We start from the raw sequence: 25,297 nt of genomic DNA, 5'->3' as shown, positions 1-25,297 counted from the left end.
CCGGACCTGCGCCCGCTGCAGGTCTCAGCAGGGAGTCGATGATGAACCACAAACCGATCGTGGTGGGCATCGACGGCTCGCACGCCGCCGAGGTCGCGATCAGCTGGGCCACGACCGAGGCGGCCTCACAGAAGGTGCAACTGCAGCTCGTGCATGCGGTCAGCGCTGGACTGTCCGCGTCTCGAGCCGTCGTCGACGACGCGGTCGCACAGGTCCGTAGGCTCGAGCCCGCGATCGAGGTCGAGGCGCGGCTCGAGTACGGCGCACCGTCGACCGCGTTGGTGATGGCATCCGGCCAGGCGCAGCTGGTGGTGATCGGCAGCCGCGGTCTGGGCGTGATGGTAGGTGCCCTGGTCGGCGCGACCGGCCTCGATCTCACGGCCAACGCCAGATGCCCGCTCGTCGTCGTACGTCCGGATCTCGCCGGAGACTCCGGTACCCGGGTCGTGATCGGGTACGACGGTTCGTCCGCAAGCGAGTCGGCTCTCGACTTCGGACTGGACTACGCCCGCCGCCGCGACCTCCCCGTCCGCGTCATCGCAGCACAGCCCGCCGGAACCGAGCTGCACCGCATCACCGATACCGAACTACAGGACGCCGTACACCGCCGCGGAGGCCACGACGCCGAACTGATCCAGATCACGGGCCATCCGGCCGAACATCTCCTGCAGCTGTCCGCCGACGCCCGCCTCATCGTCCTCGGCGCCCGTGGCCGCGGCGGCTTCAGCGGCATGCTCATCGGCTCGATCAGCCAGACAGTCCTCCAGCACGCCCCCTGCCCGGTCGCCGTCATCCCCGCAGCCGCCGTCGGCGGCTGATCCCCCCGACCACCAGTCCGGCCACACATCCCGCGTTTCGGGATGAAAGCGGTCTGAAAGGGAGGTCGGGGAGACTCTTCGCTTCGATCGGTTCGAGCTTGGAGTTGTCGATGAAGCGGATCAGTCTCCGTGTACGGACAGGCCGGTTCCGGAAGAGTATTGCCGCACTGGCAGCCGGGGTGGCACTGAGCATTGCCTCCGTTGGAGTAGGTCCGGCCACGGCGGCGACCGTGGCGGAGCCGGCCGGGCACCGGCCCGTTCCGGTTGTCTACGACAGTGACCTGGACTTCGATGATGCGTCGACGCTGGCATTCCTCTGTCAGGCGCACAAGCAAGGCCGGATCGAACTGCGTGCCGTCACGGTGGTGAACAACGGCATCGGTACGGTGGGCCGGTCGTTGACACATGCGCGGACGATTCTGCGGAAGTGCGGTCTGCCGCGTGTGCCGGTGGCCGACGGTTCACCGACCGGCGTGCACCTGGCACCGCCGGAGGCGAGGGAGACGTTCGAGCGCGTCCTGACCGGGGCGCTCGACGACGCCGACCAGCCTGACCAGCCGTCGTCGTTGACGGCGGCACAGCTGATCGCCAGGTCGGTCCTGAGCTCGCGTGAGCGCGTGACGGTGCTGGCTACCGGCCCGCTCAGCAACGTGGCCGCGGCCTTGCGCGAGAACCGGGATGTGGCGGGGAGGATCGAGTCGCTCTACGTCATGGGTGGAGCGTTCGACGTACCGGGCAATCTCTTCGGCTCGACCACCGGCGGGTTCGACAACACCCAGGAGGTCAACCTCTGGATCGACCCGCACGCCGCCGACTTCGTGTTCCGGACGGTGCCTGCCGGCCGGGTCCAGATCGTTCCGCTGGACGCCACGAACCACGTGATGATCACCCAGGCGTACGTCGACCGGCTCGGCGCCGCAGCCGGCACGGTGGAGGCGCGGCTGGTCCACGCGATCCTCACCCAACCGGACATGCCGCCGCTCATCGAGCTCAACATCATGTTCTGGTGGGACGCACTCGCCGCGACGTCACTCGTCCTGGGCCCGCGCGACGACCTCGTCCAGTACCGGCCGCGACGTGTCTTCGTGGTCCTCGACGGCCCTTCGTCGGGCCGCACGATCGACACACCGGACGGCACACCCCAACTGGTCGGATACACCGCCGACGCAACACGCTTCGAAGACACGTTCACGACAACCCTCAACGGCGGCCGGCACCAGGAAGGTCAGGTTGCTGGGTAGACCTCGACTTCATACAGGGAGTAGCCGTACTGCGTGGCCCGGTGGACACCCTGCAGGCGGACGTAGCGGCCGGCACCGTCGAGCCACACCGTGTCAGTTGCTCCGTCGCCGTCGGCCACCTCGGTCAGGGTCGTCCACGTGCTCGCGTCGTCGGAAACCTGCACCTTGTACGCCGAGCCGTACGCCGCCTCCCAGCGCAGCACGAGCTTGCCGAGCCGGGTCGTCGTACCGAGATCGAGCTGGAGCCACGATGCATCGTCGTATCCCGACGCCCAGCGCGTGGCGGTGTTCCCGTCAACTGCGAGATCAGCGGTGAACGACGTACCGGGTTCGATGCTTGAGGCAACGACCGGGCGATCGCGAGCCACATTGGTCGCAGCGGTGCGCGGCCGTACGGCGACCCGCAGTACGGTCTCGACACTCGTCGCGCCCGAGGTGAACGTCACCGGGATGTCCACGTCGGCCAAGGCGGTGTCGGCGGGAGGCGTCAGCTGCACAGACACCGACCGGGTGAAGCCTCGCTTCACGACCACCTGTGTGCTCACCGGTTGTGCGGTCCACCCTGCCGGCGGCGCGACGAGAAGGGTGCCGCTCACGTCGACACCGCGTTCGGCCGAGATGTCTACCACGAAGGTCGACGCCTCACCACGAACCACGTCGGCCCGGTTCTCGCCGACGCGAAGTCCGGCGAGTGGTGTGTCCGTCCACAGTGGCACGATCTCGGCCACGGCCGGAGTTCCACCCTTCCACACCAGGCGCACGGCCTCCGCCCGAAGGTCGGCCACTGCCACCTCGGCATAGGCCGACGACACGGCTCCGACCCGTTGCCAGGCGCCGCCGACCTGGACCTCGACGTCCGCCGCCCCGACGGCCGACGACTGTTGAAGAACGGTCAGACCGGCGAGTTCTCTGGGCGCCGACAAGCCGACCGTCAACGCGTCGCCGGCACCCGGCGCGGCGACCGGCACGTAGGCAGTGTCCAGGCTGCCGTCCACCGCACGCTGGTAGGACGACCCCGCAGCGGGCGCCGGCGTACCGCCTGCCGTCAGCGTCGTGTTCCGGCCGCCGATCGTCTCGACCGAGAACTCTCGCACCACCAGCCAGAAGTCACTGGCGGACAACGAGCGGTACCGCACGTAGCGTGCCGTCGTACCTGCCGGAGCAGTGGCCCGTACCTCAGCTGTCGTCGCGCGAGTCAACTCGGTCCACCGGACGCCGTCGAGCGAGTACTCCAGTACCCCCGAGTGGAGGTAATCGTTCGGGCTGGACGCCTTACCCATCAGCACCGCGATCGCGCCGATCGTCGCCGGCTCGCCGAGATCGACCCGGACCTCGGAGCCCGGCTCAGGCGTGCCGTTGCTCCAGAAGAAGGTGTTCTGATCCCCGTCGACCATCCGCGCGGGCACGTTGTCCTGGTAGGTACCGAGGTTCGTCGACGCGGTGCGCCCCGGCTGTACGCCGAGCCAGCGGTCGTGGACCCGGCCGGTTTCGGCGATCAACTCGTCGATCACCCGTTCACCGATCCGCGGATACGTACCGTTGTGCGGCGCCCGGCTGTCCCGGATCGCCTGTGCCTGGCTGACAAGACCGCTCATCTGCTGCCGCTGAGTCCAGGCCGCCGCGCCGTCGCCGGCGTCCAGGGCCGCGAGCAGATCCAGTGCGCGCCCCATCGCCTGTCCCCACAACTCCGTTGCCTTGAGCCACGATTCCGCCTGGTCCGCGAACGCGGGATCGACCACACCCGCCCGGATCGTGCCGGGAGCGGCGATGACGGTGGTCACCCGTGGCCGCAGTCCGGCGATCGCCTCGGCGTGCTGCCCGGATCGCCACCGCTGCCAGAGCTGGTCGATCGCGGCGCCGAGGGACGGCGCGCTGTCCGGGTGCAACGTTCCGTCGTACGTGTTGAGATCCGCGAACACCTGCAAGGCCGCGGTCGTCGCCGGATCACCGCCCGCACGCTCGGCCAGAGCGCGACGCCAGGAAGCCTGTTCGTCGTACTTCGCCGGGTTCCAGCCGAGTTCGGCGAACGAGTACAGCGCGATCTTGCTGACCGCCGCCTGGTTCATCGGGTTCGAGATGACACCGGCGACCTGGTCGGCAATGGCGGGCTCACGGCCGCTGTACGGCGCGAGCAGCAGCCGGCCGCCCGCATAGTCGTTGACCGGGTAGTTGTCCCAGATCAGGATGTCGTGGCCGAACACGGCCTTGGCCTGGGCCGCCTGGGTTGCGGTGATGGTTCGCGGCACGACCCCGATCCCGGTCCAGTGCACGACCACGTCGAGGTCGAGCTGTTCCCGCAAGGCCTTCTTGTACGGCGTTTCGCTGACGTTGTAGTACTCCGTCGGCACCATCTGCAGCGGCGCGACGTCCGGCTTGGTCTCGACCCACTCGCGCTGCACCCGGTTCAGCAGGTCGCTCTGCGCCCGGCCCGCCGCGCCGCCGCCCGTTCCGTACTTCGCCTGGTCCGCGTCGCAGTGCCAGGTGTTGTAGTCGATGTCGTCGAGCGGCACAGTGAAGGATCGGCCGCCGACGTCGTACAGCGCTTGGAACTTGGCGATCAGGGCCTGGAAGTCGGCCTCCGAGGTGTAGCAGATCGACAGGCCCGGCGACAGCGCGAAGGTGAAGTCCACCTTGTTCTGCCGCGCGCGGGTCACGAGTTCGGCCAGTTGCGCGAGCTTGTCCGCCGGATACGGGTCGCGCCATTTCTCCCGGTGGTACGGATCGTCTTTCGGCGCGTACTCGTAGGTGTTCATCCGGTGCTCACCGAGATAGCTGAGCTCGTCCAGGCGATCCGCCTGCGACCACGGAGTGCCGTAGAACCCTTCGATCGCGCCGCGATAGCGCATCGTCGGCCAGTCCCGAACTGCGACGCCGGGCATCCAGTCGCGGCCCGGTCGGGCCTGGATCAACTGCGCGAACGACTGCGCGGCGTAGTACGTGCCGTCGGAGTCGACGCCGTCGAGCACGACGTGACCGCGGTCGTGCCGGTCGCGACCGGCTGCCAGTACGTACCCCTCCGCAGCCAGGCCTGTGCTGTCCGGGACCCGCAAGTCGCTGAGCACCGACGTGGCGCGACCCAGCCAGATCGTCGTCGGCGTACCGGGGTCGCTGCCGTCCGTGGTCCGGATCGTCCCGACACCGGCGCGGTTCAGGGCCTGGCGTACGACGCGCTCGGCATCCGCATCGGAGCGTGAGGTCAGCACCAGGCCCACCACCGGGGTGATCGGGAAGCCGTCACCACGGGGCACGAGCTGTTGCGGCTCGGGAGAGACCGCGACCGTGGCAGGAGGACCGGCGTCGGCCTCCTGTGGTACCAGCAGAAACGGGGTGACCAGGGCGAGCACGCTGACAGCAGACCGGAGCAGGCGCATCGAGTCTCCTCGGGCAGGGCGGATGAGGACAGTTAGCCAGTGCGCAGAACTGCTCGTCAAGACCTCACCCCAGACACCTCCAGACTTCCGACTCTTGGTTCGGACCGGCGGCGGAACAGGTCGCAAGGATTGTCAATCGACCGACATACTTGGATTTACAGCGTTGTAAATCTGCGTATACCGTTGGCCTCTCATTCGCGGGGGGTCCGAGGAGGCGTGGCGTGAGTGGTCGAACGGGTACACGGTTGGTCGTTGCGTTGGCTGCGTGTGCGATTGCATTGATGTCGACCGTCGGGTCCGGTGCGCAAGCAGCTCCGCGGCCGGTGCCGGCGCCGGTTTACGGTCCGAGTGCGGCCGACCCAGGTCTGTTGCGGGTAGGTAGCGACTACTACGCCTTCATGACCGGCGGTCCTCTGGCCGAGGTCGGACGATCCAACACACCCGGCGGGCCGTGGACCGCCCAACCGAACGCACTGAGCCGTTGGGGAACCTGGGCGACCGGCACGGGCGCGGTCTGGGCTCCAGATGCCTGGTACACCTCGGCCGGCTGGGTGTTGTACTACGCCGCGCAGGCGAAGGGCTTCGCCGGACAACGCTGCATCGGGACCGCAGTAGGCGACAATCCCGGCGGCCCCTACACACCGACCGACACTCCACTGATCTGCCCGATCCTCGGCGGCGAGGACCCGGTCGCGGACCGACCCGATGCGACCGCCGGTGTGATCGACCCGAATCCTTTCCAGGATTCCGATGGCCGGCGCTACCTGCTGTACAAGACGCAGAAGACACCCGGCACCATCCGCATGTTCCCGCTGTCGGCAGACGGCCTGCACAGCCGGGGCGAGCTCAGCCACGAACTGGTGCGGCACGCGGACAGCATCGAGAACCCGGTGATGGTCAAGCGCGGCGACCAGTACGTCCTGCTGGCATCGGCGAACTGGTTCGACCAGTGCCGCTACTCGACCGTGTGGCGGCGGTCGACCGACCCATGGTCGTTCGCGGACAAGCAAGAGCATGTGCTGCTGGATCAAGCCAGCACCGGCCTGTGCGGCCCCGGCGGAGCCGACGTCGTGACCGGTGATGGCGGCCCGGACCTGATCTACCTGCACGGTTGGGTGTGCACAGCAGACGACCAGCCATGTCAGTACGACGGCGTGGTGACCGACCCGAACAAGAGACGCGTCATGTACGCCGCGAGACTCGTCTGGGGCGAGGACGGTGCCACGCCGACCGTCCCCGCATTCCTCCCGCCTGTCCCGCCGAGATAACGAGATCGGCTCCCGGCTCGGGCGGTGATTTCATGGAGGTGTGGAGCAGGATCAGGACGAGGTCCTCGAAGTCGGGAAGGCCTCGGGACGCGGGCGCCGAAGGGCCGGATGGATTCTGGTCCTGGTGGTGCTGACCCTGATCGTCCTCCATGCCTCGACCGGTGGTTCGGACCGTCAGGCCGTACCAAATCCCACCCCGTCCGATCTGATCAGCACGGTCCCGGACGGGCGGACTGCGCGTGCTTGGCCGACTGCATCCGGCGCCTGCGGAGCGGACACGCTGCTGCCGATCGTGTCGAGTGCGCCACCCGCGGAGCACACCGGGATCCAGGTACTACTCGGCGGAGACCGGCTCCGACTCGTCGACTTCGACAACGGCCACGCGACGACCTTGCCCGACGCAGTCGTCCGTCCGGGCGAGTACGCCGCTGTGCTGGCCAGCGATCCGATCACGGCGTACGCGACCACCGGGTCCTGCGACGAGACGGCTCCGTATGCCATGTTGCGCATCAGCGTCGATCACCGGGTGAGTGTCATCCGCCCACTCGGTCCCACCGAGTCACCACTGACCGATGGCAATCGGGTATGGATCGCTTCCTTCGCCAGTAGTATCGACAACCCCTTCGCGACGATCGCTCCAGTCGCCGGCGGACCGCAGGTGCGACTGCCGCACGGCTTCTACGCATCCGCGATCGTGGGCGACACGGTCGTCGGGCAATTGCAGCCCGATCCGGGGATCTCGCCGACCTGGCTCGCGCTCGTCGACGCACGCACCGGTCGCTTGCAAGCCAAGCTCGAACAACGTGTCGCGCCCCTCGCTGTCGGCGCGGGCCAAGTCCTCTGGACCAGTGGCTGCGGCGACGACGCCGCACTGTGCACGCTCCACCGCCGGGCGATCGCCGGCGGCCAGACCGTCGGATCCCCTCTTCCCCGCCTCGCCTGCTGCGGCGTCGTCAGCCCTGACGGCACGAGGGTTGCCTTCCTGATCGAACGAGCGACGACAGACTCACGGTTCGACGGCCACCCGCTCCCGCCCATGGACATCGCGATCATGCGGCTCGACACCGGCCGGCTGGCCATCGTGCCGGGAATCGAACTGCCCACCAAGACTCAACCCGGTCTGGCATTCGCCGCGCGTGGAGACTGGTTGGTGGTCGCCCTCAACGCGGGATCCCGCACCCGGCTACTCGCCTGGCGGCCCGGACTGCGGCAGCCGTACGAGACAACCGCACTTCCGGGCCCCGTCCACGACCCACCAACACTCGTCGTCACGAGCCGCTGATGGTCCGGGTGGTGGCCGGTACGGCGAACGAGCGCCGGTCCCCCGCCCACGCCTCGGGCCGCACGGCGGCGTCCAGGCGGTCCAGCTCGGCCTGGCTCAGCTCGACGTCCGTCGCGCCGGCGTTCTCGGCGACCCGGTCAAGGCGCCGCGTGCCCGGAATCGGTACGACGTCGTCGCCCTGGGCCAGCAACCATGCCAGCGCGAGCTGTCCCGGCGTGATCGCCAGGCCGTCGGCCACCGCGCGCAAAGCCTGGATCTGGGCCAGGTTGCGCTCGAGGTTGGTGTCCTGGAAGCGCGGATCGGTACGACGGAAGTCGCTCGAGCCGACGGTGTCGCGGTCGAGCGTGGCAGTGAGCAGGCCGCGTCCGAGCGGGCTGTACGGCACGAGTCCCACACCGAGTTCGCGGGCCGCCGGGATGATGTCGAGCTCAGGGTCGCGCCACACCATCGACCACTCGAACTGGACCGCCGCGATCGGATGGACGGCGTCGGCTGCCCGGAGCTGTTCGGCGGTGACCTCGGAGACCCCGAGGTGCCGCACCTTGCCGTCGTCGACCAGTTGCGCCATCGCCTGAACGGTTTCACCGATCGGTACGCCGGGGTCGACCCGGTGCAGGTAGTAGAGGTCGATGATGTCGACGCCGAGGCGCAGCAGCGAGGCATCGCAGTACCCGCGGACGTGCTCGGGGCGACCGTCCAGCCCGACTCCCTGCTCGGTCCGGACGATGCCGAACTTCGTCGCCACCTGGACCTCGTCGCGCCCGGCCAGCTCGGCGAGGGCGCGGGCGACGAGCTGCTCGTTGTGCCCCTGGCCGTAGCTCATGGCTGTGTCGAGCAGTGTGACCCCCAGCTCGACGGCCCGGTGGATCGCTTTGATCGACTCGCCGTCGTCGGCCGGCCCATAGCCCTGCGAGAAACCCATGCACCCCAGTCCGAGTGCCGAGGTCGTGAATCCGTTGCGTCCCAGTCGTCTCTGCTGCATGCGTCAACGGTGCAAGAGGTCCGATCCATAAGTCCAAGACCAGTTTGCGCTGACATCTATCGCGGTCGAGGATGAATCGGTGGAGCTGCGCCAACTGGTCTACTTCGATGCCGTCGTACGTCATGGTGGCTTCACCCGCGCCGCCGAGAACCTGCGCATCGCGCAGCCGGCGATCTCCGCACAGATCCGGCGGCTCGAAACCGAGCTGGGAACCGAACTGCTGCAGCGCAGTACCCGCCGAGTCTCCCTGACGCACGCAGGTGAGCTGTTCTGGTCGCGCACGCGGCGGGTGCTCGACGAGCTCGACGCCGGGCGCGCGGATCTCGACCAACTGGCGGCGGTGCTGCGCGGACGGGTGCGCATCGGCGCCACCGAAGTGCTGGGCACCCTTCAGCTGCCGGCGCAGCTGGCCGACTTCCGCCGGCGCTATCCCGGTCTCGGGCTCACGCTGCGTTCGGGGCTGATCGACGTTCTGCTCGAGGCCCTCGACGGCGGTGAGCTCGATGTCGTGATCGGCCCGGTCCACGCGGATCTGTCACCGCGGTACGTCGTACGCCGGCTGGTCGAGGAAAGCGTCGTACTCGTCACTCCTCCCGGGCGTCGGTTGGACGAGCCGTCCCTCGCGGCCGCGCGCGATGAGAGCTTCATCTGTCTGCCGGTCGGGAGCGGTCTGCACGAGATTCTCACCCGGGCGTCGGCGGACGCCGGTTTCATCCCGCGGATCGAGTTCGAGACGTACAGCCCGGCCAGCATCCGTGAACTCGTCTCCGCCGGCCTGGGCGTCGCCCTGCTCGCTGGATCGGCGGCCCGCGCTCCCGGACCGCCGATCGAGGTCCATCCGCTCCCGCACCTCAACCACCCACCCATCGGCCTGATGACCCTCGGCGAACGCCCCCTGACCCCCGCAGCAGCCGCCTTCCGCGACTTCCTGACCGGTAGAGGTGTTGCCGAGGAGCCTCTTGGGCGACCGTCACCGGATCAGCGGTAGGGGATGTCTTCCTGGTCGAGGATGTTGGTGAAGGCGGTTGTGGCTTGCTGGAAGAGGTCGGGGCCGCTGAAGCCTCCGGCGGGGCCGGCGGTGCTGAGGTGGGGTTCCATGGAGAAGAAGCCGTCGAAGCCGTCTGCCTTCAGGGCACGGATCGTCTCGACGACGCCGCCGTCGCCGGCACCCGCCACCACTACGCGGTTGTCGGCGAGCAGGGCGTCCTTGATCTGCACGTACTCCAGATGTGGGCGCAACAGGTTGAAGGCCTCCGGGAAGGGGGAGATCCCGCACTGGACGAAGTTCGCCGCATCCCAGGCGATCTTGAGGTTCGGTGAGCCGACGGACTCGATGATGTCGAGGCAGCGTTCCGGCAGATCGCCGTAGATCTTCTTCTCGTTCTCGTGCAGCAGGATCACGTCTCGCCCGGCCGCCCGCTCGGCGAGCGTCGACAGTCGCCGCAGTACCTCGTCACGGTGCTGCTTGGGCTCGTCGCCATCCGGATAGTAGAAGGAGAAGATCCGGATGTACGGCGCCTCGAGCACCTCCGCCACCCGCAAGGCGCGGTCGAACCGGCGCAGGTGTTCGTCGAAATCGTCGACGACCGAGACCTTGCCGATCGGTGAGCCGATCGAGGAGGTCCGGATGTCGCTGTCCCGCAACTGGGCGGTAACCGCGGCCAGTTGTTCGTCGTCCAGGTCGAGCACATTGGTGTTCCAGGCGCTGCGGACCTCTATGTGGGAGATGCCCAAGCCGGTGAGCACCTCACACTGCACCGACGGCTCGGGCGAGATCTCATCGGCGAAGCCGGACAGTGTCCACATCTCATTCTCCGCTCAGCGCGACCGGCGCTTCGGTCTTGGAGGATTCGTACACGGACAGGATGAACTCCAGCGCCCGGCGGCCGTCCTGCCCCGAGCTCAACAGCGGGGTGCCCGACTTGATGGCACTGATCAGGTCCACAATCTGGCGGCGATGGCCCTCGTGCTTGATCGCGGTGGGATCGGAGGCGGCTGTCGTCGACGCGACGCCCTCGGAGGAGGTGGACTTGCGGTTGCCATAGGCACCGGTCTCGCCCTTCTCGTCCTTGAGCTCCTTCATCACGATGGTCCCGTCGTCGATCGCCACGGAGCCCTCCGTACCGCAGATCTCCAGTCGCTCCGGGAGTCCCGGGTACATCGTGGTGCTCGCATGCACCGTGCCGACGGCACCGTTGACGAAGCGCACGAGTGCCGCCGCGTCGTCCTCGACCTCGATGTCGTGCGCGAGCGTGCTGGCCTGGGCGACCAGGCTCTTCACCGGACCCATCAGCCACAGCAGCAGGTCGACGTAGTGCACGCCCTGGTTCATCAGGCTGCCGCCGCCGTCGAGCTTCCAGGTACCTCGCCAGTCGGCGCCGTCGTAGTACCCCTGCGTGCGGTACCACTTGGTCGACGCCGTCCCGACCACGAGCCGGCCGAGCCGGCCGGAATCGATCAGGCCACGCACTTCCTGCAGGCCGTCGTCGAAGCGGTGCTGGGAGATCACGCTCAGCTGGACGCCGGCGTCGGCGCAGGCGGTGATCAGCCTGTCCGCCATCTCCAGCGTGACGTCGATGGGCTTCTCCACCAGCACGTGCTTGCCCGCTTGCGCCGCCGCGATGCCGATCTCGGCGTGCAGGCCGCTCGGGGTGGCGACACAGATGACCTGGATGTCGTCGCGGGCGAGCATGTCGTCGAGGTTCGCGAAACTCTCTACGCCGAACTCCGCGGCGAGAGCGTCGGCGCGCTCACCGATCACGTCGTTGACGGCGATCAGCTTCGCCTCGGGAATCTCGCTCAACGCGTTGGCATGCCAGCGGCTGATCACGCCGCAGCCGACGATGCCGAAGCCGAGACTGTCGTCACTCATACCTGAGGGCCTTTCGCTGGTTCGGTTTTCAGGATCTCGATGGTGCGGAAGCTTTCGGCGAAAGCAACACCGATCTTCGCACCCGCCGCGCGCAGCGCCGGCCCGGGCCGGTCGTCGAAACTCCAGGCGGGCTTGCCGGTCTTGCCACCGAGCTGGCTGGTGTGGCACTTGATCGCACGGGCCTTGAGTTCCACGACGTCCGTCACATCGATGATCCGGTCGGCGTCGCCGTTGGCCGGAATCCAGACATCGTTGACCCGGTGCGGCTCGAACCCCTCGTCGAGCAGGTCCGTGTAGGCACGCGGGCTGCTGGCTTCGGGGTACGTCGCGATCAGCGTCGCTTCGGCCGCCGCCATGTGATCGGCGTGGGACAGCGAGATCGGCATGTCCAGGACGCGGAACGGCGCCATCGTGAGGATGAGCTGGGGCTTGTAGCGCCGAATCTCGCGGACGATGTCGTGGCGGAGATCTTCGGTCACTTCCAGCGTGCCGTTCTTCCGGCCGAGGTACCTGACCTCCTTGACGCCGAGCACGTCCGCGGCGGCGCGCTGCTCCGCCGCACGGATCGCCGTCAGTTCGGCGTCGGTCATCGACGGATCCGTGCCGCCGCGGCTGCCGTCCGTACAGCACACGTAGTTCACCTCTGCTCCGCGCCGGGTCAGCGCGGCGACGGTGCCGCCGAACTGGAACTCGGCGTCGTCAGGATGGGCGAAGACGGCGAGGACTCGTTGGTAATCCTTGAAGTACATCTGTCTCCTCGAGAGTGCGGGCCGGGATGGGTTCAGACCTGTGGGCTGGGAGCCGGTACGGAACTCGTGATCTCGATGTTTCGGAAGCTCTCGGCGAAGGCGACGCCGATCTTCGCGCCGGCCGCCCGCATCCGCGCGCCCATCCGAGGCTCGAAAGACCAGGCCGGCTTGCCCGTCTTGGCGCCGGCCTGGCTCTTGTGGCACAACCAGGCCCGCGCCTTCACCTCGACCGTGTCCGTGACGTCGATGATGCGGTCGGCCCCGTTCACCGCCGGGATCCAGACGTCGTTCACGCTGTGCGGCTCGAACCCCTCGTCCAGCAACTCGGGATAGGCACGCGGGCTGTCGGCCTCGGGATACACCGCGATGAGCGTGGCCTCCGCCGCGTTCATGTGATCGGCGTGCGAGAGCCCGATGGGCGCGTCGAGAACGCGGAACGGCGAGAGCGTCAGGATCAGCTCGGGCTTGTGCCTGCGGATCTCCCGGACGATGTCGCGGCGCAGGTCCGTGGTGACCTCCAGGGTGCCGTTCTTCCGGCCGAGGTACGTGACCTCCTTGACGCCGAGCAGATCGGCGGCAGCCCGCTGCTCGGCCGCCCGGATCGCGGTCAGCTCGGCATCCGTCATCGACGGATCCGTGCCGCCCCGGCTGCCGTCCGTACAGCACACGTAGTTGACCTCCGCGCCTTGGCGGACCAGCCGGGCGATCGTGCCGCCGAACTGCCCCTCGGCGTCGTCGGGATGGGCGAAGACCACCAGGACCTTCCGGTAATCCTTGAAGTACATGTCACCTCACTTGATGCCGGTCGTGGCGATGCCCTCGACCAGCAGTTTCTGGAACACGAGGAAGAACCCGATGACGGGCAGCAGTGCAAGCGTCGACATCGCCAACAGGCCGGCGTAGTTCGAGGTCGCGGTGTTGTCGATGAACGATCTCAGCGCCAGCGGCACGGTGAACTTCGACGTGTCGGACAGATAGAGCAGCTGACTGAAGAAGTCGTTGTAGGTGAAGATGAAGGTGAAGATGGCCGTGGTCGCGAGCGCCGGCAGGCACAGCGGCATCATGATCCGCCAGTACAGTCCGAGCGGTCCGCAGCCGTCCAGGGCTGCCGCCTCGTCGAGTTCGCGGGGCACGTTCCGCATGAACTGGATCATCAAGAAGATGAAGAACGCGTCGACGGCCAGGAACTTCGGCACCACCAGCGGCAGGATCGTGTCGACCATGCCCATCGTGCGGAAGAGCACGAACTGTGGTACGACGAGGACGTGGAACGGCAGGATGATCGTGCCCATCATGATCGCGAACATCTTGCCTTTGAACCGGAACTCGAGCCGGGCGAAGGCGAAGGCCGCCAGCGAGCAGGACAACAGGTTCCCGACGATGCACAGCGCGCAGATGATGAACGAGTTGAGGAAGTAGCGCCAGAAGGGAAAACCCAGCGCCGACCAGCCCGAGATATAGCCCTTGAGGTTGGCGCCCTTGCCGGGAAAGGGATTCGCGGTACCGAGGATCTGGCTCTCCGGCTTGAACGACGATCCGAACATCCACAGCAGGGGGTAGATCATCAGGACGGCGCCGAGGATCAGTACGCCGTGCTTGACGATCCGGCGCCACAGCGGCTTGGTGTTCTTGACCTTGGGCCGGGTCCGGACCCGGCCCACGTCGATGGTGCTCGTCGTCATCTCGCATCTCCGTAGAAGACCCAGTACTTGGCGGTGTAGAACAACAGCCCGGTGATGCCGCCGACCACGACCAGGAGCACCCAGGCCATCGCGGACGCGTAGCCCATCTGGAGGTTCCCGAAGCCCTGGATGTACAGGTAGAGGGTGTAGAACAGCGTGCTGTCGACCGGCCCGCCGGTGCCGCTGCTGATGATGAACGACGGCGTGAACGCCTGGAACGATCCGATCATCTGCAGCACGAGGTTGAAGAAGAGGATCGGGGTCAGCAGCGGGAACGTGACGTGCCAGAACTTCCGTACCGCCCCGGCGCCGTCGACGGCCGCCGAGTCGTACAGGTCCTGGGGCATCTGGCGCAGGCCGGCCAGGAAGATCAGCATGGGCGAGCCGAACTGCCAGGCCTCCAGGACGATGAGCGTGTTCAGCGAGGTGGCCGGGCTGGTCAGCCATCCCTGGCTCTCGATCCCGAACAGTGCCAGGAACGACTGGAAGATGCCTGGATCACCGAAGATCTGGCGCCACAGGATCGCGATCGCCACGCTGCCGCCGAGCAGCGAGGGCACGTAGTAGATCGCCCGGTAGACAGACATGTGCCGCATGCCGTCCTTGAGCAGGATCGCGATCAGCAGCGCGATCCCGAGCTTGATCGGGACCCCGATGAACACGTACTTCACCGTGACGACGACCGAGGCCCAGTAGCGCTTGTCGTGGAACATGTCGTTGTAGTTCTTCAAGCCGACCCAGTGCGGGCTGGCCAGCAGGCTGTAGTCGGTGAAGGAGAAGTACAGCGACGCGATGATCGGCCCGAGCGTGAGGCACACGCAGCCGATGATCCACGGGGTCAGGAACAAGTACCCGGCCTTGCTCTTCTTGCCCTTCATGCTCATCGCCGCGTCCCCCGGCGGGCGAGCCAGGTCGGAGGTGCCCGGGGCCGGCACCTCGACCTGCTCGCCCGCGTTCCGGACCAGCGAACTACTCACCGGCGGCGGCCTTGATCTCGCTGAAGTACTGGGCGCCGGCCTGCTCCGGGGACAGCTTCTTGGCCAGCACCGCCTCGGCGGCCCGGGTCAGGCTGTCCTGGACCTTGCTGCCGATGCTCGGCGGCGACGCGGGCTGCGAGGCCGGGGAGATCTTGTAGGAGTCCATGAAGCCGAGCATGGTCTTGATCGCGCCGGTGGCACCTTGGCTCACGGTGTCGAGCTGCTTCTGCGAGGCCGGGATGGCACGATCCAGGCCGAGCTCCTTGAACGCCGCCGGATCGGTGAACCAGAGATTCAGGAACTCCTTGGCAGCCTGCGGATTCTTCGTCTTCGAGGAGATGCCCCAGCCGAAGAACGCATTGACCTCGCCGCGGCCGGACGGGCCGATCGGACACGGCGCCAGACCCAGCGGGATCTTGTTGACCTTCTGATACCCCTGGAACTGCACGATCGGGCTCATCGAGACCACGGCCTTGCCGGTGGTGAGCGGATCGACGGCCGCACCGCCGTTGGACACATAGGTCTGGCTCTCCGCACCGGAGGCGATGGCGCCGCGGTCGCGCAGTCCGCTCCAGTACTGGTACCACGCGACGGCATCGCCCTCGTCGTGAGCCAGCTTGCCGTCGGTCGAGAACAACCCCTTGCCGCGGCTGGTCAGCCACGACGCCCAGGTGTTCGACTCGGCGCTGTTGTCACTCATGCCGTACACGCCGTTGCCGAGCTTCTTGGCCAACTCGACACCGAAGTCGCCCCATGCGTTCCAGTCGGCCGGATCCTTCGGAACGCTCAGCCCGCTCTTCGTCACGAGCTCGGTGTTGTACATGACAGTCAGGTACTGGTAGCCGAAGTTGATGCCGTAGAGCTTGCCGTCGATCTTGCCGGTCTCCAACGACGCCTTGGCGTAGTCACCCAGATCGACATCGCCGAGATCGAGCAGCAAGCCGTTCTTCACGTAGGCAGCGAGGTTCGGCAGGTTCAGCTGGATGATGTCGGGCAGGCTGTTCGACGCGGCCAGTGTGTTGAGCTTGTTGAAGTAGTCACCGAACGGCAGGAACTGCCCTTTCGCGGTGTTGCCGGGGTACTTCTTCCCGTACAGACCGAGGATCGAGTTGGTGATCGCCGCCCGGTCGTCGGCGCCCCACCAGATGACCTCGAGATTCGCCGCGCCCTTGGCGTCGCCCCCGGCCGAACCCCCGGAACAGGCGGTGAGCCCGGCGGCGGAGAGCGAAGCCAGGCCGGTGGCCGCTAAGAAGTTGCGCCTCGTAATCATGTTCTTTCCTTCCAGGACTGGACGGTCCAGCGACCTTGCCGGACGGCAGGCATCCGGCTAGCTGACGGTGGTGCGAGGTTCTGGCGAACTGGAGTCCCTGACCACGAGTTCCGTGTCGAGCCGGACCTCACGCATCGACTGCCCCGCGATGGCGTCGACGAGCATTTTCAGAGCGCGTTCAGCGGCTTCCTTCACCGGAAGCCGGATGGTGGTGAGCGGCGGATTGAGCAGGGTTGCGAACATCTGGTCGTCGATCCCGACCACGGCCAGATCACGGGGAACCGACAGCCCCCGGCGCTGCGACGTACGGATCACGACCGCCGCCACCGAATCGTCGGAGGCGATGATGGCCGTCGGCGCGGGGTCGAGATCGAGAAGCTCGCCGGCGGCTCGCTCCCAGGTCGACGGATCGGCGGTGTAGTCCGCGAGGCGGACATAGTCCTCCTGATACGGCAGGCCGGCCTTCTTGAGTCCCCGGCGGTAGCCCGCGGCACGCTCACGAGTGCTGTCACGGGATCGAGGACCACGCAGGAAGGCGATCCGCCGGTGCCCCAGGTCGTGGAGATGCTCGACGGCGCCGGCGACGCCGGCCCGATCGTTCCAGGTGACCCGGCCGAACTCCGGACCGGGACGTCGCCGGTTGATGACGACGGCGAGGATCCCGGCAGCGGGCAGACCGGTCAGATGGGCGTCGTCCACCGCCTCGGAGTTGGCGATGAAGATGATCCCGTCCACGCCCTTCGTCCGCAGCACAGTGACCACCTCGGCCTCGTCCCGGGAACCGCGGGCGTGGCAGACGATCAGGTTGTAGCCCGCAGCGCGGGCCGCCGTTTCGAGGGCACCGACAGCGCTGAAGAACAGCGCCGTCTCGATCTCGGCGACGACCAGCCCGATGGTCGCGGTCCGTCCGGTGACCAGCCCGCGGGCGATGCTGCTGGGGCGGTAGCGGAGCGTCGAGATGACACCGCGGACCCGTTCCAGCGTTTCCGCCGACATCCGCAGGGTGCGGCCGTTCAGAACGTTCGACACCGTACTCACGGAGACCTCGCTCATCTCGGCGATCTGCCGGATCGTCACTCGATCAGAGCTCATCGCCGACCTCCTGGTAGAACGTTTTAGTAAAACGCTCCATCAAGCCAACCGAACACAGCATGGACAACACGAGGAAAATGGCCGCGGAGATGCCGGCGGATCTTTTGTCGCCGAATTCTCCGCACACGTGCGACTGACAATCTCCCGCCGAGTCGTGAAGGGTTTCCTCGCGCCGGCCCGGGAGACGTCCGCCCTCTCTGGATCGTTCGGTCATTAGAGCATGCAACCGCTTGCAGGTCAACGACTCCTCGACCGCTGAGTCGGCGGCTCCGCCTGGCCGGTCGACGTCGGCGCACCTGCGGACGGGCTCGGAGGCGCGCCAGTGCGGCTTGACCTGCAAGCGGTTGCAGCCCAAGCTATGCAGCATGACAACGCCAACAATCGAGCCTTGGGTGCGCATCTTCTCCGATCCTGTCGCGACTGGGCGAGCGGCCGCAGCCGATATCGCGGCCGAGCTGCGCCGGGTCATCTCCCGCCAGGGAGAAGCGCGAGTGATTTTCGCCTCCGCACCGAGCCAGGCAGAAACGATCAATGCATTACTGGCCGAGCCGGATATCGACTGGTCCGCCGTGACGGCATTCCATATGGACGAATACATAGGGCTCGACGCCGACGATCCGGCCGGCTTCGGCAATTGGCTCAAGAAAGCGCTGTGGAATCGGGTGCCGCTGGGCACCGCACATGTGCTCGACCCGACCCACGGGGCGGACGCCGAAGCCCGTCGCTACGCGGACCTGCTCGCCGAGGCACCCATCGACATCGTCTGCCTGGGCATCGGCGTCAACGGCCACATCGCCTTCAACGATCCGCCCGTCGCGGACTTCGACGACCCGCACGCGGTGAAGGTCGTCGAGCTCGACGAGATCTGCCGGCAACAGCAGGTCGACGACGAATGCTTCGACTCCTTCGACGACGTACCCACCCGCGCGTTGACCCTCAGCGTTCCGCGATTGCTCGACGCGGCGCGGCTGTTCTGTGTCGTGTCGAAGGAAGGCAAAGCGGAGGCCGTGCGGGCCACTCTGCTCGATCCGCTGGGCGAACACTGCCCCAGCACCATCTTGCGCACCCACCCGGGCTGCACCCTCTATCTGGACGCGGACGCCGCGAGCCGGCTGCGCGCGACTCTGCGCTCGACTCTGGGCGCCTGACAGGCGCCGTGGTGTCGATAGAGTGCACGCGGGGGCGAGTGCCGATCGCGCCGGTGCCCGAGAGCCGAAGGAAGCCGACCCATGACGAAGGTGACTATCTACTCGATCGCCGACGCCCTCGGGGTGTCGGGGTCCACGGTGTCGCGGGCGTTCACCCGTCCGGATCAGGTGCGCGACGACGTACGGGCGCGGATCCTCGCCAAGGCCGATGAGCTGGGGTATCAGCCGAACAGGTCGGCACGTCGCCTGGCCACCGGCCGGACCGGCGCCATCGGGCTGTACATCCCCGACATCACCAATCCGTTCTTCCCGCCGCTGGTCCGTGCGATCCAGCAGGCGGCGGCGGACAACGACGCGTCGGTGATCATGGTGGACGCGGAGGAGAGCACCTCCGCGGAGGCCGCGCTCATCCGCCGGCTGGCAGGGCAGGTGGACGGCGTGATCGTGGCGTCGCCGCGCGGCACCCCGGCCCGGCTGCGCGACGCGCTCGGCTCCACCCCGGCGATCGTGGTGAACCGGGAGATGATGCATACGACCACGGTGATCTGTGACCACTCGGCGGCACTCGCGCAGGCCGGCGACCATCTTCGCGACCTGAACCACGAGACGGTCGCCCTGCTGCACGGTCCGTCGGCGTCCTGGGCGGCCCGGCAGCGTGCCTCCGCGATCAGGAAGTGGGCGGCCTCGGCCGAGGTGGAGCTGATCGAGCTCGGGCCTTTCGAGGCCTCGTACGAAGGAGGTAGGGAAGGTGCCGCGGCCTTCACCGACTCCCCCGCGACGGCGGCCTTCGCCTTCGACGACCTGACCGCGTGCGGCGTTGTCGCGGGACTTGCGGAGCGGGGACTCTCCGTGCCGGGCGATCGATCCATCGTCGGCTGCGACGATGTGTTGCTGGCCAGGGTTCTCACGCCGAAGCTCAGCACCGTGAGCGCGCCGATCGGGAGGCTCGGCGCGGCGGCGGTGGAGCTGCTGGGCGAGGTGATGGCGGGGAAGCAGCCGGACTCACTCCGGATCCAAGGGGACTTCACCCCGCGCCAGTCGTCGGGACCTGCCCCGACCTCCTGAGCTAGACGACGTCCGCGGCGAGTTCAGCGAGCTCGCGGTCGAAGCGGGTCTCGTCCTCGATGAAGGGCATGTGGCCCACGCCGTCGTACCAGGACGGCCTGGCGGTCTTGCAGACGTCGAGAACGTGTTCGGCCATCGACGGCAGCACGATGGTGTCGGACCGACCATGGGTCACCAGGACAGGCACCGAAAGCCTCGCCAGTACGTCGTCGCCGTCGATCTGGCGCGAGATCAACGCGCCCTTCACCTCGGGCGGAACGACCATGTTCCAGGCCAGGGCCGCGCTCCAGTCGTCCGGCTCGAGCGGCTCGGCGGTGCAGACGCCCAGAAAGCGTCGTACGGCGGCGATGTTCGTGGCCAGGTCGGGCAGGCCGGCGTCCGGAGCGTTCTCGAGGAAACCGGGGCCGATGTTGTCGAACGTGGGTGGCTTCATCATGACGGCCGCCCCGACCAGGTTGATGGCACCTGTCCGGTCCTCGCCGTACGCCCGGATGTAGTCGGAGACGATGAATCCGCCGTACGACCAGGCGACCAGCACCGGCCGGTCCAGGCCCAGCTGATCGATGACCGCGGCGAGGTCGTCGGCCCACAACTGCGGGTCGCGATAGCTGTCCGCGTCCAGCGGCTTCTCGGACATGCCGTGGCCCCGATTGTCGAACGCCACCAGACGAAACTCGTCCGCGAGCCGGCCCTGCATCTGCCGCGCCCAGCACACGTGACTCGCCGACCATCCGTGAATGAAGACAACAGAACGCCCTTGCCGGTTTCCCCACTCGCGGACGTGCAGGCTGACACCTCCCCCACCGCGGACGTCGTACGTCGTTGTCGGCTCGGCGATAACCGCCGATGCCCGGTCGGAAACGACCATGTGCTCCATCGAATGCCTCCTTCGAACGGCCCGAAACCCGGGCGTTTGCGCTGATACCTGTGAAGGTAGGCAGCGGCACGAGTCGCCCGCATCGGAGTCAGCACGCAATGCCGCAGGGTCGGGCTGGCGGTCAACACGCAACCGCCCGGATCAGGGACGCTGCGCCTCGGAGAACCTGGCCGCCGCGGCCGCACGTCCTGCCTTGCCCGAGACCCGCAGCTTGACGTACGTGTTCGTCAGATGACGCTCGACAGTGCGGACGCTGAGGCTCAGCCTGTCGGCGATCACCTCGTTCGTCAGCCCGGCCGCGACGAGCGCGAGGACGTCCAGCTCCCGCGGGCTGAGCTCCTCGATTCCGGTCCCTGGCTGGGCGACCGCCGGCTCCGTCCCGAGGAAGGCACGCAACTCCGCGACGAAGTTCGCCCACGCGGGCTCGTCCGACAGCAGGATGTGGTTCGCCGACTCCAGCAGGACCAGCTGCGCTTCGGGGAGCAAGGTGGCGAGCAGCCGGCCTTCGTCCACCGGCACGACTCGGTCGCCCGCCGCGTGTACGACGAGCGTCCTTGTCCGCACCCGCGCCGCGAGGTCCACCACGTTGAGGCGGCCACGCGCGTCGTAGAGACGTACTGCGGTCGCGGCCGAGGTGGAGTGTCGCTGCAAGTCGTCGTACCACCCCATCTGCTCGGGCGTGCCGGCTGGGAGGAACAGCATGCTGAAGAGGTGCCGAAACGTCGGATCCGGATTGGTCCAGCCGGCGGAGATCGCGGCGACCAACGCCTCTTGCAGCCGGCGCTGCCCCGCACCGCGAAGGGTCCGGCCGCGCGCGTATCCCCCGTAGAGAACGAGATGCGTGAGCCGCTCGGGATGACGGGCCGCGTACGCGACCGCGACCGCCGCACCGGCCGAGACGCCGAGCAGCGCGAACCGATCGACGCCGGCCGCATCGACCACGGCTTCGAGGTCAGCCACCCAGGCATCGAACGAGATGTCGTCCACGTCGCGATCCGAGAGCCCGCAGCCGCGCTCGTCGTACCGGATCAGCGTGTGACCGTCTCCGAGAGCGTCGAGCCAGTGGCGCCACACCGGGCTCTCCCAGTCGAACTCGAGATGGGTCATCCAGGTCGCCACCCGGACGATCGGCGGACCGCCACCATGGACGGCGTAGGCCAGCTTCACCGCATCCGGCGCCGCACAGTAGCCGACCTTGTGTCGCACCTCCCGATCGTAGCGAGGCCGGCTCCGCTTCATCAGCCGCAGACGAGGCGGGATGTGGCGTGGTCGCCGAACAATGGGGCACATGTCCGGAGTCGAACGCGAGCGGATGGCGGGTGACCGGAGCGACTGGTGTCTGTGGGGTCCGTACCTCAGCGAGCGTCAGTGGGGCACGGTGCGGGAGGACTACAGCGCCGACGGCGAGGCGTGGGACTACCTCTCGCACGACCGCGCCCGCTCCACGGCGTACCGGTGGGGCGAGGACGGACTGGCCGGGTTCAGCGACATCGAGCAACGGCTGTGTCTCGGGCTGGCGTTGTGGAACGGGCACGACCCGATCCTCAAGGAGCGGCCGTTCGGACTGACCGGCGCGGAGGCGAACCACGGCGAGGACGTCAAGGACTACTGGTGGTACCTCGACGCCGTACCGAGCCATGCCTGGAACCGCTGGCGCTACCACTACCCGCAGCGCGCGTTCCCGTACGAAGACCTGCTCGCCGAGAACAGCAGGCGCGGCAAGCACGACCCAGAGTACGAACTCCTCGACACCGGGGCGTTCGACGAGGATCGGTACTGGATCGTCGAGGTGCAGTACGCCAAGGCGAGCCCGACCGACCTGCTGATGACGATCCAGGTCACGAACGCCGGGCCGGACCCGGAAACACTCCACGTCCTGCCGACGGCCTGGTTCCGCAACACCTGGTCGTGGAGCCCGGGTGTTCAACGACCCGAGCTCGCCGCAACCGGTGCATCGAGCGTGCGCGTCTCGCACCCATCCCTTGGCGAGCTGGAACTACTGGCCGCACCGGGGCCCGACGGCACCACGCCGACTCTGCTGTTCTGTGAGAACGAGACCAACATCCAGCGGCTGTACGGCGTTGCCGGGTCGACGCCGTACCCGAAGGACGGGATCAACGACCACGTCGTCACCGGTGCACCGACCGTCGATCCGGCTCAGCGCGGCACCAAGTGCGCAGTCTGGTACCGCGTCGACGTCGCGCCGGGCTCGACCGTGGAACTGCGGCTGCGGCTACGTCCGGCCCGATCGGGCGTTGATGCCGCGACCGCGCTCGGATCGGAGTACGAGGAGGTCATCAACACCCGCCGGGCGGAGGCTGACGAGTTCTACGCCGATCTCACCCCGGCGGCCGCCTCGCCCGACGAGGCGATGGTGATGCGGCAGGCCTTCGCCGGCATGCTGTGGAGCAAACAGCTCTACTACTACGACGTTGCCCGCTGGCTGGACGGCGACCCGGGACAGCCGGTGCCGCCGGCCTCGCGGCACGCCGCACGCAATCATCGATGGCGCACCTTCAACGCCTTCGACGTGATGTCGATGCCGGACAAGTGGGAGTACCCCTGGTTCGCCTCCTGGGACCTCGCGTTCCACTGCATCGCGCTGGCCCACGTCGATCCCGAGTTCGCCAAGAACCAGTTGCTGCTGGTGTGCCGCGAGTGGTTCCAGCACCCGAACGGCGCCCTCCCGGCGTACGAATGGGACTTCAGCGATGTGAACCCGCCGGTCCAGGCGTTCGCGGCGCTGGAGGTGTTCGCCATCGACGGCGGGCGCGATCTCGACTTCCTCAGCCGGATCTTCGACAAACTGCTGGTCAACTTCACCTGGTGGGTCAACCGGGAGGACGCCGACGGGTCGAACCTGTTCGAGGGCGGGTTCCTCGGGCTGGACAACATCGGCCCGCTCGACCGTTCGCATCTGCCGGTCGGCGGGGTGCTCGAACAGGCCGACGCCACCGGCTGGATGGCGGCGTACGCGCTGGCGCTGACGACGATCGCGGCGATCCTGAACCGGACCGGGCACCGGCCCGCGCGCGACCTGGTGCACAAGTTCCTCGAGCATTTCGCCGCGATTCGCACCGCGATGGCCCAGCAGGGGATGTGGGACGAGACCGACGGCCTGTTCTACGACCGGATCGCCACCCCGGGCGGCGTCGTACCGGTGAAGGTGCACTCGATGGTCGGCATCATCCCGATGCTGGCGGTGGCCGTGATCGACGACGAACTGCTGGAGCGAGCTGTTGCTCCAGGCAAGCAGTTCGCGGAGTTCCTCGATCGCCAGGGCCTGCGTGACCGCGAGAGTCTGGCGGAGGCCGGCGTACTGCGGGGCGACGCCGGGCAGCAGCGACTACTGATGGGAGCGATCGGGGTCGAGCAGGTACTGCGCCTGTTCGGCAAGCTGTTCGATCCCGACGAGTTCTTGTCGCCGCATGGACTGCGCTCGCTGTCCGCCTTCCACCGCGACCACCCGTACACCCTCGAGGTGGAGGGGGTGCGCGCCACGGTGGACTACGAACCGGCCGAGTCGACCACGGACATGTTCGGCGGCAACTCGAACTGGCGCGGGCCGGTGTGGTTCCCGCTGAACTTCCTCGCGACCACCGCCTTGCTGCGCTACCACCGCTTCTTCGGCGATGACCTGAAGGTCGAATACCCCACCGGATCGGGCGAACTGTTAGCTCTCGACGCCATCGCCGACGACCTGTTCGCCCGGCTGGTGTCGATCTTCCTCGTCGGCCCGGACGGCCGACGGCCCTGCTTCGGCGGGGTCGAGCGGCTGCAGAGCGACGCGCACTGGAAGGACAACCTGATGTTCCACGAGTACTTCCACGGCGACAACGCCGCCGGTCTGGGCGCCGCGCATCAGACCGGCTGGACCGGGATCGTCGCCGACCTGATCCGGCGCAGGCACGGGTCAGTGCAGTCCATCGGGGATGTCCTCCGCACGATGGGCGACGGCTCGGCTTGAGGGCGGGCAACGACCCGCCCTCACGTTTCGTTGATCAGTTGTGGTGGTGGTCCAGTTGGCTCCTGATCTCACCGCCGGGGAACAGGCTGCTGTGCACATTGACGTACGTCGTGCCGTTCCGGATCGCCTTGACCAGGTCGTTGAACTGGCCGGCGGTCAGGCTCTGGGCCGCCGGACCGATGACGTCGGCCGGCCTGATCGTGCCGCTGACGGTCGCCGGTGCCGCGGGGCACGCTTGGGTCCCGGCCGGGCCGTTGCCCAGGTTGGTGCACAGGAACACGCTGATCCCGCCGCTCTGCGCCTTACCGCCGAAGTGGATGTGCGCCTGCTGGACCGCGCCCTCCAACGTGGTGTAGCTCAGGCGATAGGTGATCTCCTGCGCCCGGTCGTTGATCTGGGCCTGGAACCGTCCACTGCCGTTCGTCGAGATCGGAGCGGGATCCTCCTCGTAGCCGGTCAGTTGCTCGCGGATCGTGTTCGGCGTACTGCCCGCGTCGTCGCGTCCCGCGGTCGCCACACTACCTGTCGCCGTGGCCGCCAGCCCGATCGCGAAGGCCGCAGCCACCCAACGTGCTCGTCTTGCCACCATGTGCTCCCTCCCTCACTGAGGTGTGACCGTCGTCACACCCCAATCAA

21 protein-coding genes are annotated in these 25,297 nt (G+C 67.6%); 8 read left to right on the top strand and 13 right to left on the bottom strand.

The window, feature by feature from the left end:
* The first annotated feature begins 41 nt into the window (after positions 1–41).
* Entirely contained in the window at positions 42–818 is a 777-nt protein-coding gene (locus E0H73_RS13365) for a universal stress protein (protein ID WP_165555637.1), read from the top strand.
* A 110-nt stretch (positions 819–928) separates the two neighbouring features.
* Positions 929–2,059, top strand: coding sequence for a nucleoside hydrolase (locus E0H73_RS13360; RefSeq protein ID WP_131354485.1), 1,131 nt, complete (start codon positions 929–931; stop codon positions 2,057–2,059).
* On the opposite strand, the gene E0H73_RS13355 is transcribed toward E0H73_RS13360, so the two are convergent.
* Positions 2,044–5,430, bottom strand: a complete 3,387-nt coding sequence (locus tag E0H73_RS13355; RefSeq protein ID WP_165555635.1) for a glycoside hydrolase family 84 protein — start codon at positions 5,428–5,430, stop codon at positions 2,044–2,046. The two genes, E0H73_RS13360 and E0H73_RS13355, sit on opposite strands and share 16 nt — an antisense overlap.
* 281 nt (positions 5,431–5,711) lie before the next feature.
* On the opposite strand from E0H73_RS13355, the gene E0H73_RS13350 reads away from it, so the two are divergent.
* Together E0H73_RS13350 and E0H73_RS13345 are read left to right on the top strand one after the other, a co-directional pair.
* Positions 5,712–6,698 carry a glycoside hydrolase family 43 protein gene (locus E0H73_RS13350; protein WP_131354482.1) on the top strand — a complete coding sequence of 329 codons (987 nt, stop codon included), beginning with the start codon at positions 5,712–5,714 and terminating at the stop codon, positions 6,696–6,698.
* 40 nt (positions 6,699–6,738) lie between these two features.
* Positions 6,739–7,980, top strand: coding sequence for a TolB-like translocation protein (locus E0H73_RS13345; protein WP_131354479.1), 1,242 nt, complete (start codon positions 6,739–6,741; stop codon positions 7,978–7,980).
* Here the strand turns inward: E0H73_RS13345 and E0H73_RS13340 are convergent.
* The gene (locus tag E0H73_RS13340; RefSeq protein ID WP_202867357.1) at positions 7,967–8,962 is read right to left on the bottom strand and encodes an aldo/keto reductase; all 996 of its coding nucleotides are present in this window, start codon (positions 8,960–8,962) and stop codon (positions 7,967–7,969) included. The two genes, E0H73_RS13345 and E0H73_RS13340, sit on opposite strands and share 14 nt — an antisense overlap.
* Positions 8,963–9,041: 79 nt before the next feature.
* Between E0H73_RS13340 and E0H73_RS13335 the strand changes: the two genes are divergently transcribed.
* Positions 9,042–9,950 (top strand): LysR family transcriptional regulator, encoded by a 909-nt coding sequence (locus tag E0H73_RS13335; protein ID WP_131354475.1) that lies wholly within the window; start codon positions 9,042–9,044, stop codon positions 9,948–9,950.
* On the opposite strand, the gene E0H73_RS13330 is transcribed toward E0H73_RS13335, so the two are convergent.
* The 8 genes from E0H73_RS13330 to E0H73_RS13295 are packed head-to-tail and all read right to left on the bottom strand — an operon-like array spanning position 9,941 to position 17,604.
* Positions 9,941–10,768 (bottom strand): sugar phosphate isomerase/epimerase family protein, encoded by an 828-nt coding sequence (locus E0H73_RS13330; protein ID WP_131354472.1) that lies wholly within the window; start codon positions 10,766–10,768, stop codon positions 9,941–9,943. The two genes, E0H73_RS13335 and E0H73_RS13330, sit on opposite strands and share 10 nt — an antisense overlap.
* Before the next feature lies 1 nt (position 10,769).
* Positions 10,770–11,834 (bottom strand): Gfo/Idh/MocA family protein, encoded by a 1,065-nt coding sequence (locus E0H73_RS13325; RefSeq protein WP_131354469.1) that lies wholly within the window; start codon positions 11,832–11,834, stop codon positions 10,770–10,772.
* On the bottom strand, positions 11,831–12,583 hold the full coding sequence (locus E0H73_RS13320) for a PIG-L deacetylase family protein (protein ID WP_131354466.1): 753 nt from the start codon (positions 12,581–12,583) through the stop codon (positions 11,831–11,833). The genes E0H73_RS13325 and E0H73_RS13320 overlap by 4 nt, the downstream gene beginning before the upstream one ends.
* Positions 12,584–12,615: 32 nt before the next feature.
* Entirely contained in the window at positions 12,616–13,368 is a 753-nt protein-coding gene (locus E0H73_RS13315; RefSeq protein WP_131354463.1) for a PIG-L deacetylase family protein, read from the bottom strand.
* A gap of 6 nt (positions 13,369–13,374) precedes the next feature.
* Positions 13,375–14,265, bottom strand: coding sequence for a carbohydrate ABC transporter permease (locus E0H73_RS13310; protein ID WP_131354460.1), 891 nt, complete (start codon positions 14,263–14,265; stop codon positions 13,375–13,377).
* Complete coding sequence (locus E0H73_RS13305) at positions 14,262–15,242, bottom strand: carbohydrate ABC transporter permease (protein WP_238163973.1); 981 nt, start codon at positions 15,240–15,242, stop codon at positions 14,262–14,264. The genes E0H73_RS13310 and E0H73_RS13305 overlap by 4 nt, the downstream gene beginning before the upstream one ends.
* Entirely contained in the window at positions 15,235–16,512 is a 1,278-nt protein-coding gene (locus E0H73_RS13300; RefSeq protein WP_131354457.1) for an ABC transporter substrate-binding protein, read from the bottom strand. Before E0H73_RS13300 ends, E0H73_RS13305 begins: the two co-directional genes overlap by 8 nt.
* Before the next feature lie 57 nt (positions 16,513–16,569).
* Positions 16,570–17,604, bottom strand: a complete 1,035-nt coding sequence (locus E0H73_RS13295; RefSeq protein ID WP_131354454.1) for a LacI family DNA-binding transcriptional regulator — start codon at positions 17,602–17,604, stop codon at positions 16,570–16,572.
* 365 nt (positions 17,605–17,969) lie between these two features.
* On the opposite strand from E0H73_RS13295, the gene E0H73_RS13290 reads away from it, so the two are divergent.
* Positions 17,970–18,752, top strand: coding sequence for a glucosamine-6-phosphate deaminase (locus E0H73_RS13290; protein WP_131354451.1), 783 nt, complete (start codon positions 17,970–17,972; stop codon positions 18,750–18,752).
* An 81-nt stretch (positions 18,753–18,833) separates the two neighbouring features.
* On the top strand, positions 18,834–19,817 hold the full coding sequence (locus E0H73_RS13285; protein ID WP_131354448.1) for a LacI family DNA-binding transcriptional regulator: 984 nt from the start codon (positions 18,834–18,836) through the stop codon (positions 19,815–19,817).
* A 1-nt stretch (position 19,818) separates the two neighbouring features.
* On the opposite strand, the gene E0H73_RS13280 is transcribed toward E0H73_RS13285, so the two are convergent.
* Together E0H73_RS13280 and E0H73_RS47170 are read right to left on the bottom strand one after the other, a co-directional pair.
* Positions 19,819–20,694, bottom strand: coding sequence for an alpha/beta fold hydrolase (locus E0H73_RS13280; RefSeq protein WP_131354445.1), 876 nt, complete (start codon positions 20,692–20,694; stop codon positions 19,819–19,821).
* A 141-nt stretch (positions 20,695–20,835) separates the two neighbouring features.
* Positions 20,836–21,900: an alpha/beta fold hydrolase gene (locus E0H73_RS47170; RefSeq protein WP_238163972.1), complete on the bottom strand. Its 1,065-nt coding sequence runs from the start codon at positions 21,898–21,900 to the stop codon at positions 20,836–20,838.
* Between the two features lie 82 nt (positions 21,901–21,982).
* Between E0H73_RS47170 and E0H73_RS13270 the strand changes: the two genes are divergently transcribed.
* Positions 21,983–24,661 (top strand): MGH1-like glycoside hydrolase domain-containing protein, encoded by a 2,679-nt coding sequence (locus E0H73_RS13270; protein WP_202867356.1) that lies wholly within the window; start codon positions 21,983–21,985, stop codon positions 24,659–24,661.
* A 34-nt stretch (positions 24,662–24,695) separates the two neighbouring features.
* On the opposite strand, the gene E0H73_RS13265 is transcribed toward E0H73_RS13270, so the two are convergent.
* Positions 24,696–25,250: a CHRD domain-containing protein gene (locus E0H73_RS13265; protein ID WP_131354439.1), complete on the bottom strand. Its 555-nt coding sequence runs from the start codon at positions 25,248–25,250 to the stop codon at positions 24,696–24,698.
* Positions 25,251–25,297: the final 47 nt, after the last annotated feature.

Source organism: Kribbella pittospori (assembly GCF_004331465.1).
GTDB classification, from domain to species: Bacteria; Actinomycetota; Actinomycetes; order Propionibacteriales; family Kribbellaceae; genus Kribbella; species Kribbella pittospori.
Note: the sequence above shows the minus strand (reverse complement) of the source record. Positions and strands in the feature narration are given on the sequence as shown.

Bases quoted from the DNA above. Each gene is read 5' to 3' on its own strand.
- E0H73_RS13310 (WP_131354460.1), bottom strand. From the start codon at position 14,265: ATGACGACGAGCACCATCGACGTGGGCCGGGTCCGGACCCGGCCCAAG.
- E0H73_RS13355 (WP_165555635.1), bottom strand. From the start codon at position 5,430: ATGCGCCTGCTCCGGTCTGCTGTCAGCGTGCTCGCCCTGGTCACCCCG.
- E0H73_RS13285 (WP_131354448.1), top strand. From the start codon at position 18,834: ATGACGAAGGTGACTATCTACTCGATCGCCGACGCCCTCGGGGTGTCG.
- E0H73_RS13300 (WP_131354457.1), bottom strand. From the start codon at position 16,512: ATGATTACGAGGCGCAACTTCTTAGCGGCCACCGGCCTGGCTTCGCTC.
- E0H73_RS13350 (WP_131354482.1), top strand. From the start codon at position 5,712: ATGTCGACCGTCGGGTCCGGTGCGCAAGCAGCTCCGCGGCCGGTGCCG.
- E0H73_RS13340 (WP_202867357.1), bottom strand. From the start codon at position 8,962: ATGCAGCAGAGACGACTGGGACGCAACGGATTCACGACCTCGGCACTC.
- E0H73_RS13315 (WP_131354463.1), bottom strand. From the start codon at position 13,368: ATGTACTTCAAGGATTACCGGAAGGTCCTGGTGGTCTTCGCCCATCCC.
- E0H73_RS13320 (WP_131354466.1), bottom strand. From the start codon at position 12,583: ATGTACTTCAAGGATTACCAACGAGTCCTCGCCGTCTTCGCCCATCCT.
- E0H73_RS13295 (WP_131354454.1), bottom strand. From the start codon at position 17,604: ATGAGCTCTGATCGAGTGACGATCCGGCAGATCGCCGAGATGAGCGAG.
- E0H73_RS13280 (WP_131354445.1), bottom strand. From the start codon at position 20,694: ATGGAGCACATGGTCGTTTCCGACCGGGCATCGGCGGTTATCGCCGAG.
- E0H73_RS13290 (WP_131354451.1), top strand. From the start codon at position 17,970: ATGACAACGCCAACAATCGAGCCTTGGGTGCGCATCTTCTCCGATCCT.
- E0H73_RS13325 (WP_131354469.1), bottom strand. From the start codon at position 11,834: ATGAGTGACGACAGTCTCGGCTTCGGCATCGTCGGCTGCGGCGTGATC.
- E0H73_RS13365 (WP_165555637.1), top strand. From the start codon at position 42: ATGAACCACAAACCGATCGTGGTGGGCATCGACGGCTCGCACGCCGCC.
- E0H73_RS13330 (WP_131354472.1), bottom strand. From the start codon at position 10,768: ATGTGGACACTGTCCGGCTTCGCCGATGAGATCTCGCCCGAGCCGTCG.
- E0H73_RS13360 (WP_131354485.1), top strand. From the start codon at position 929: ATGAAGCGGATCAGTCTCCGTGTACGGACAGGCCGGTTCCGGAAGAGT.
- E0H73_RS13270 (WP_202867356.1), top strand. From the start codon at position 21,983: ATGTCCGGAGTCGAACGCGAGCGGATGGCGGGTGACCGGAGCGACTGG.
- E0H73_RS13265 (WP_131354439.1), bottom strand. From the start codon at position 25,250: ATGGTGGCAAGACGAGCACGTTGGGTGGCTGCGGCCTTCGCGATCGGG.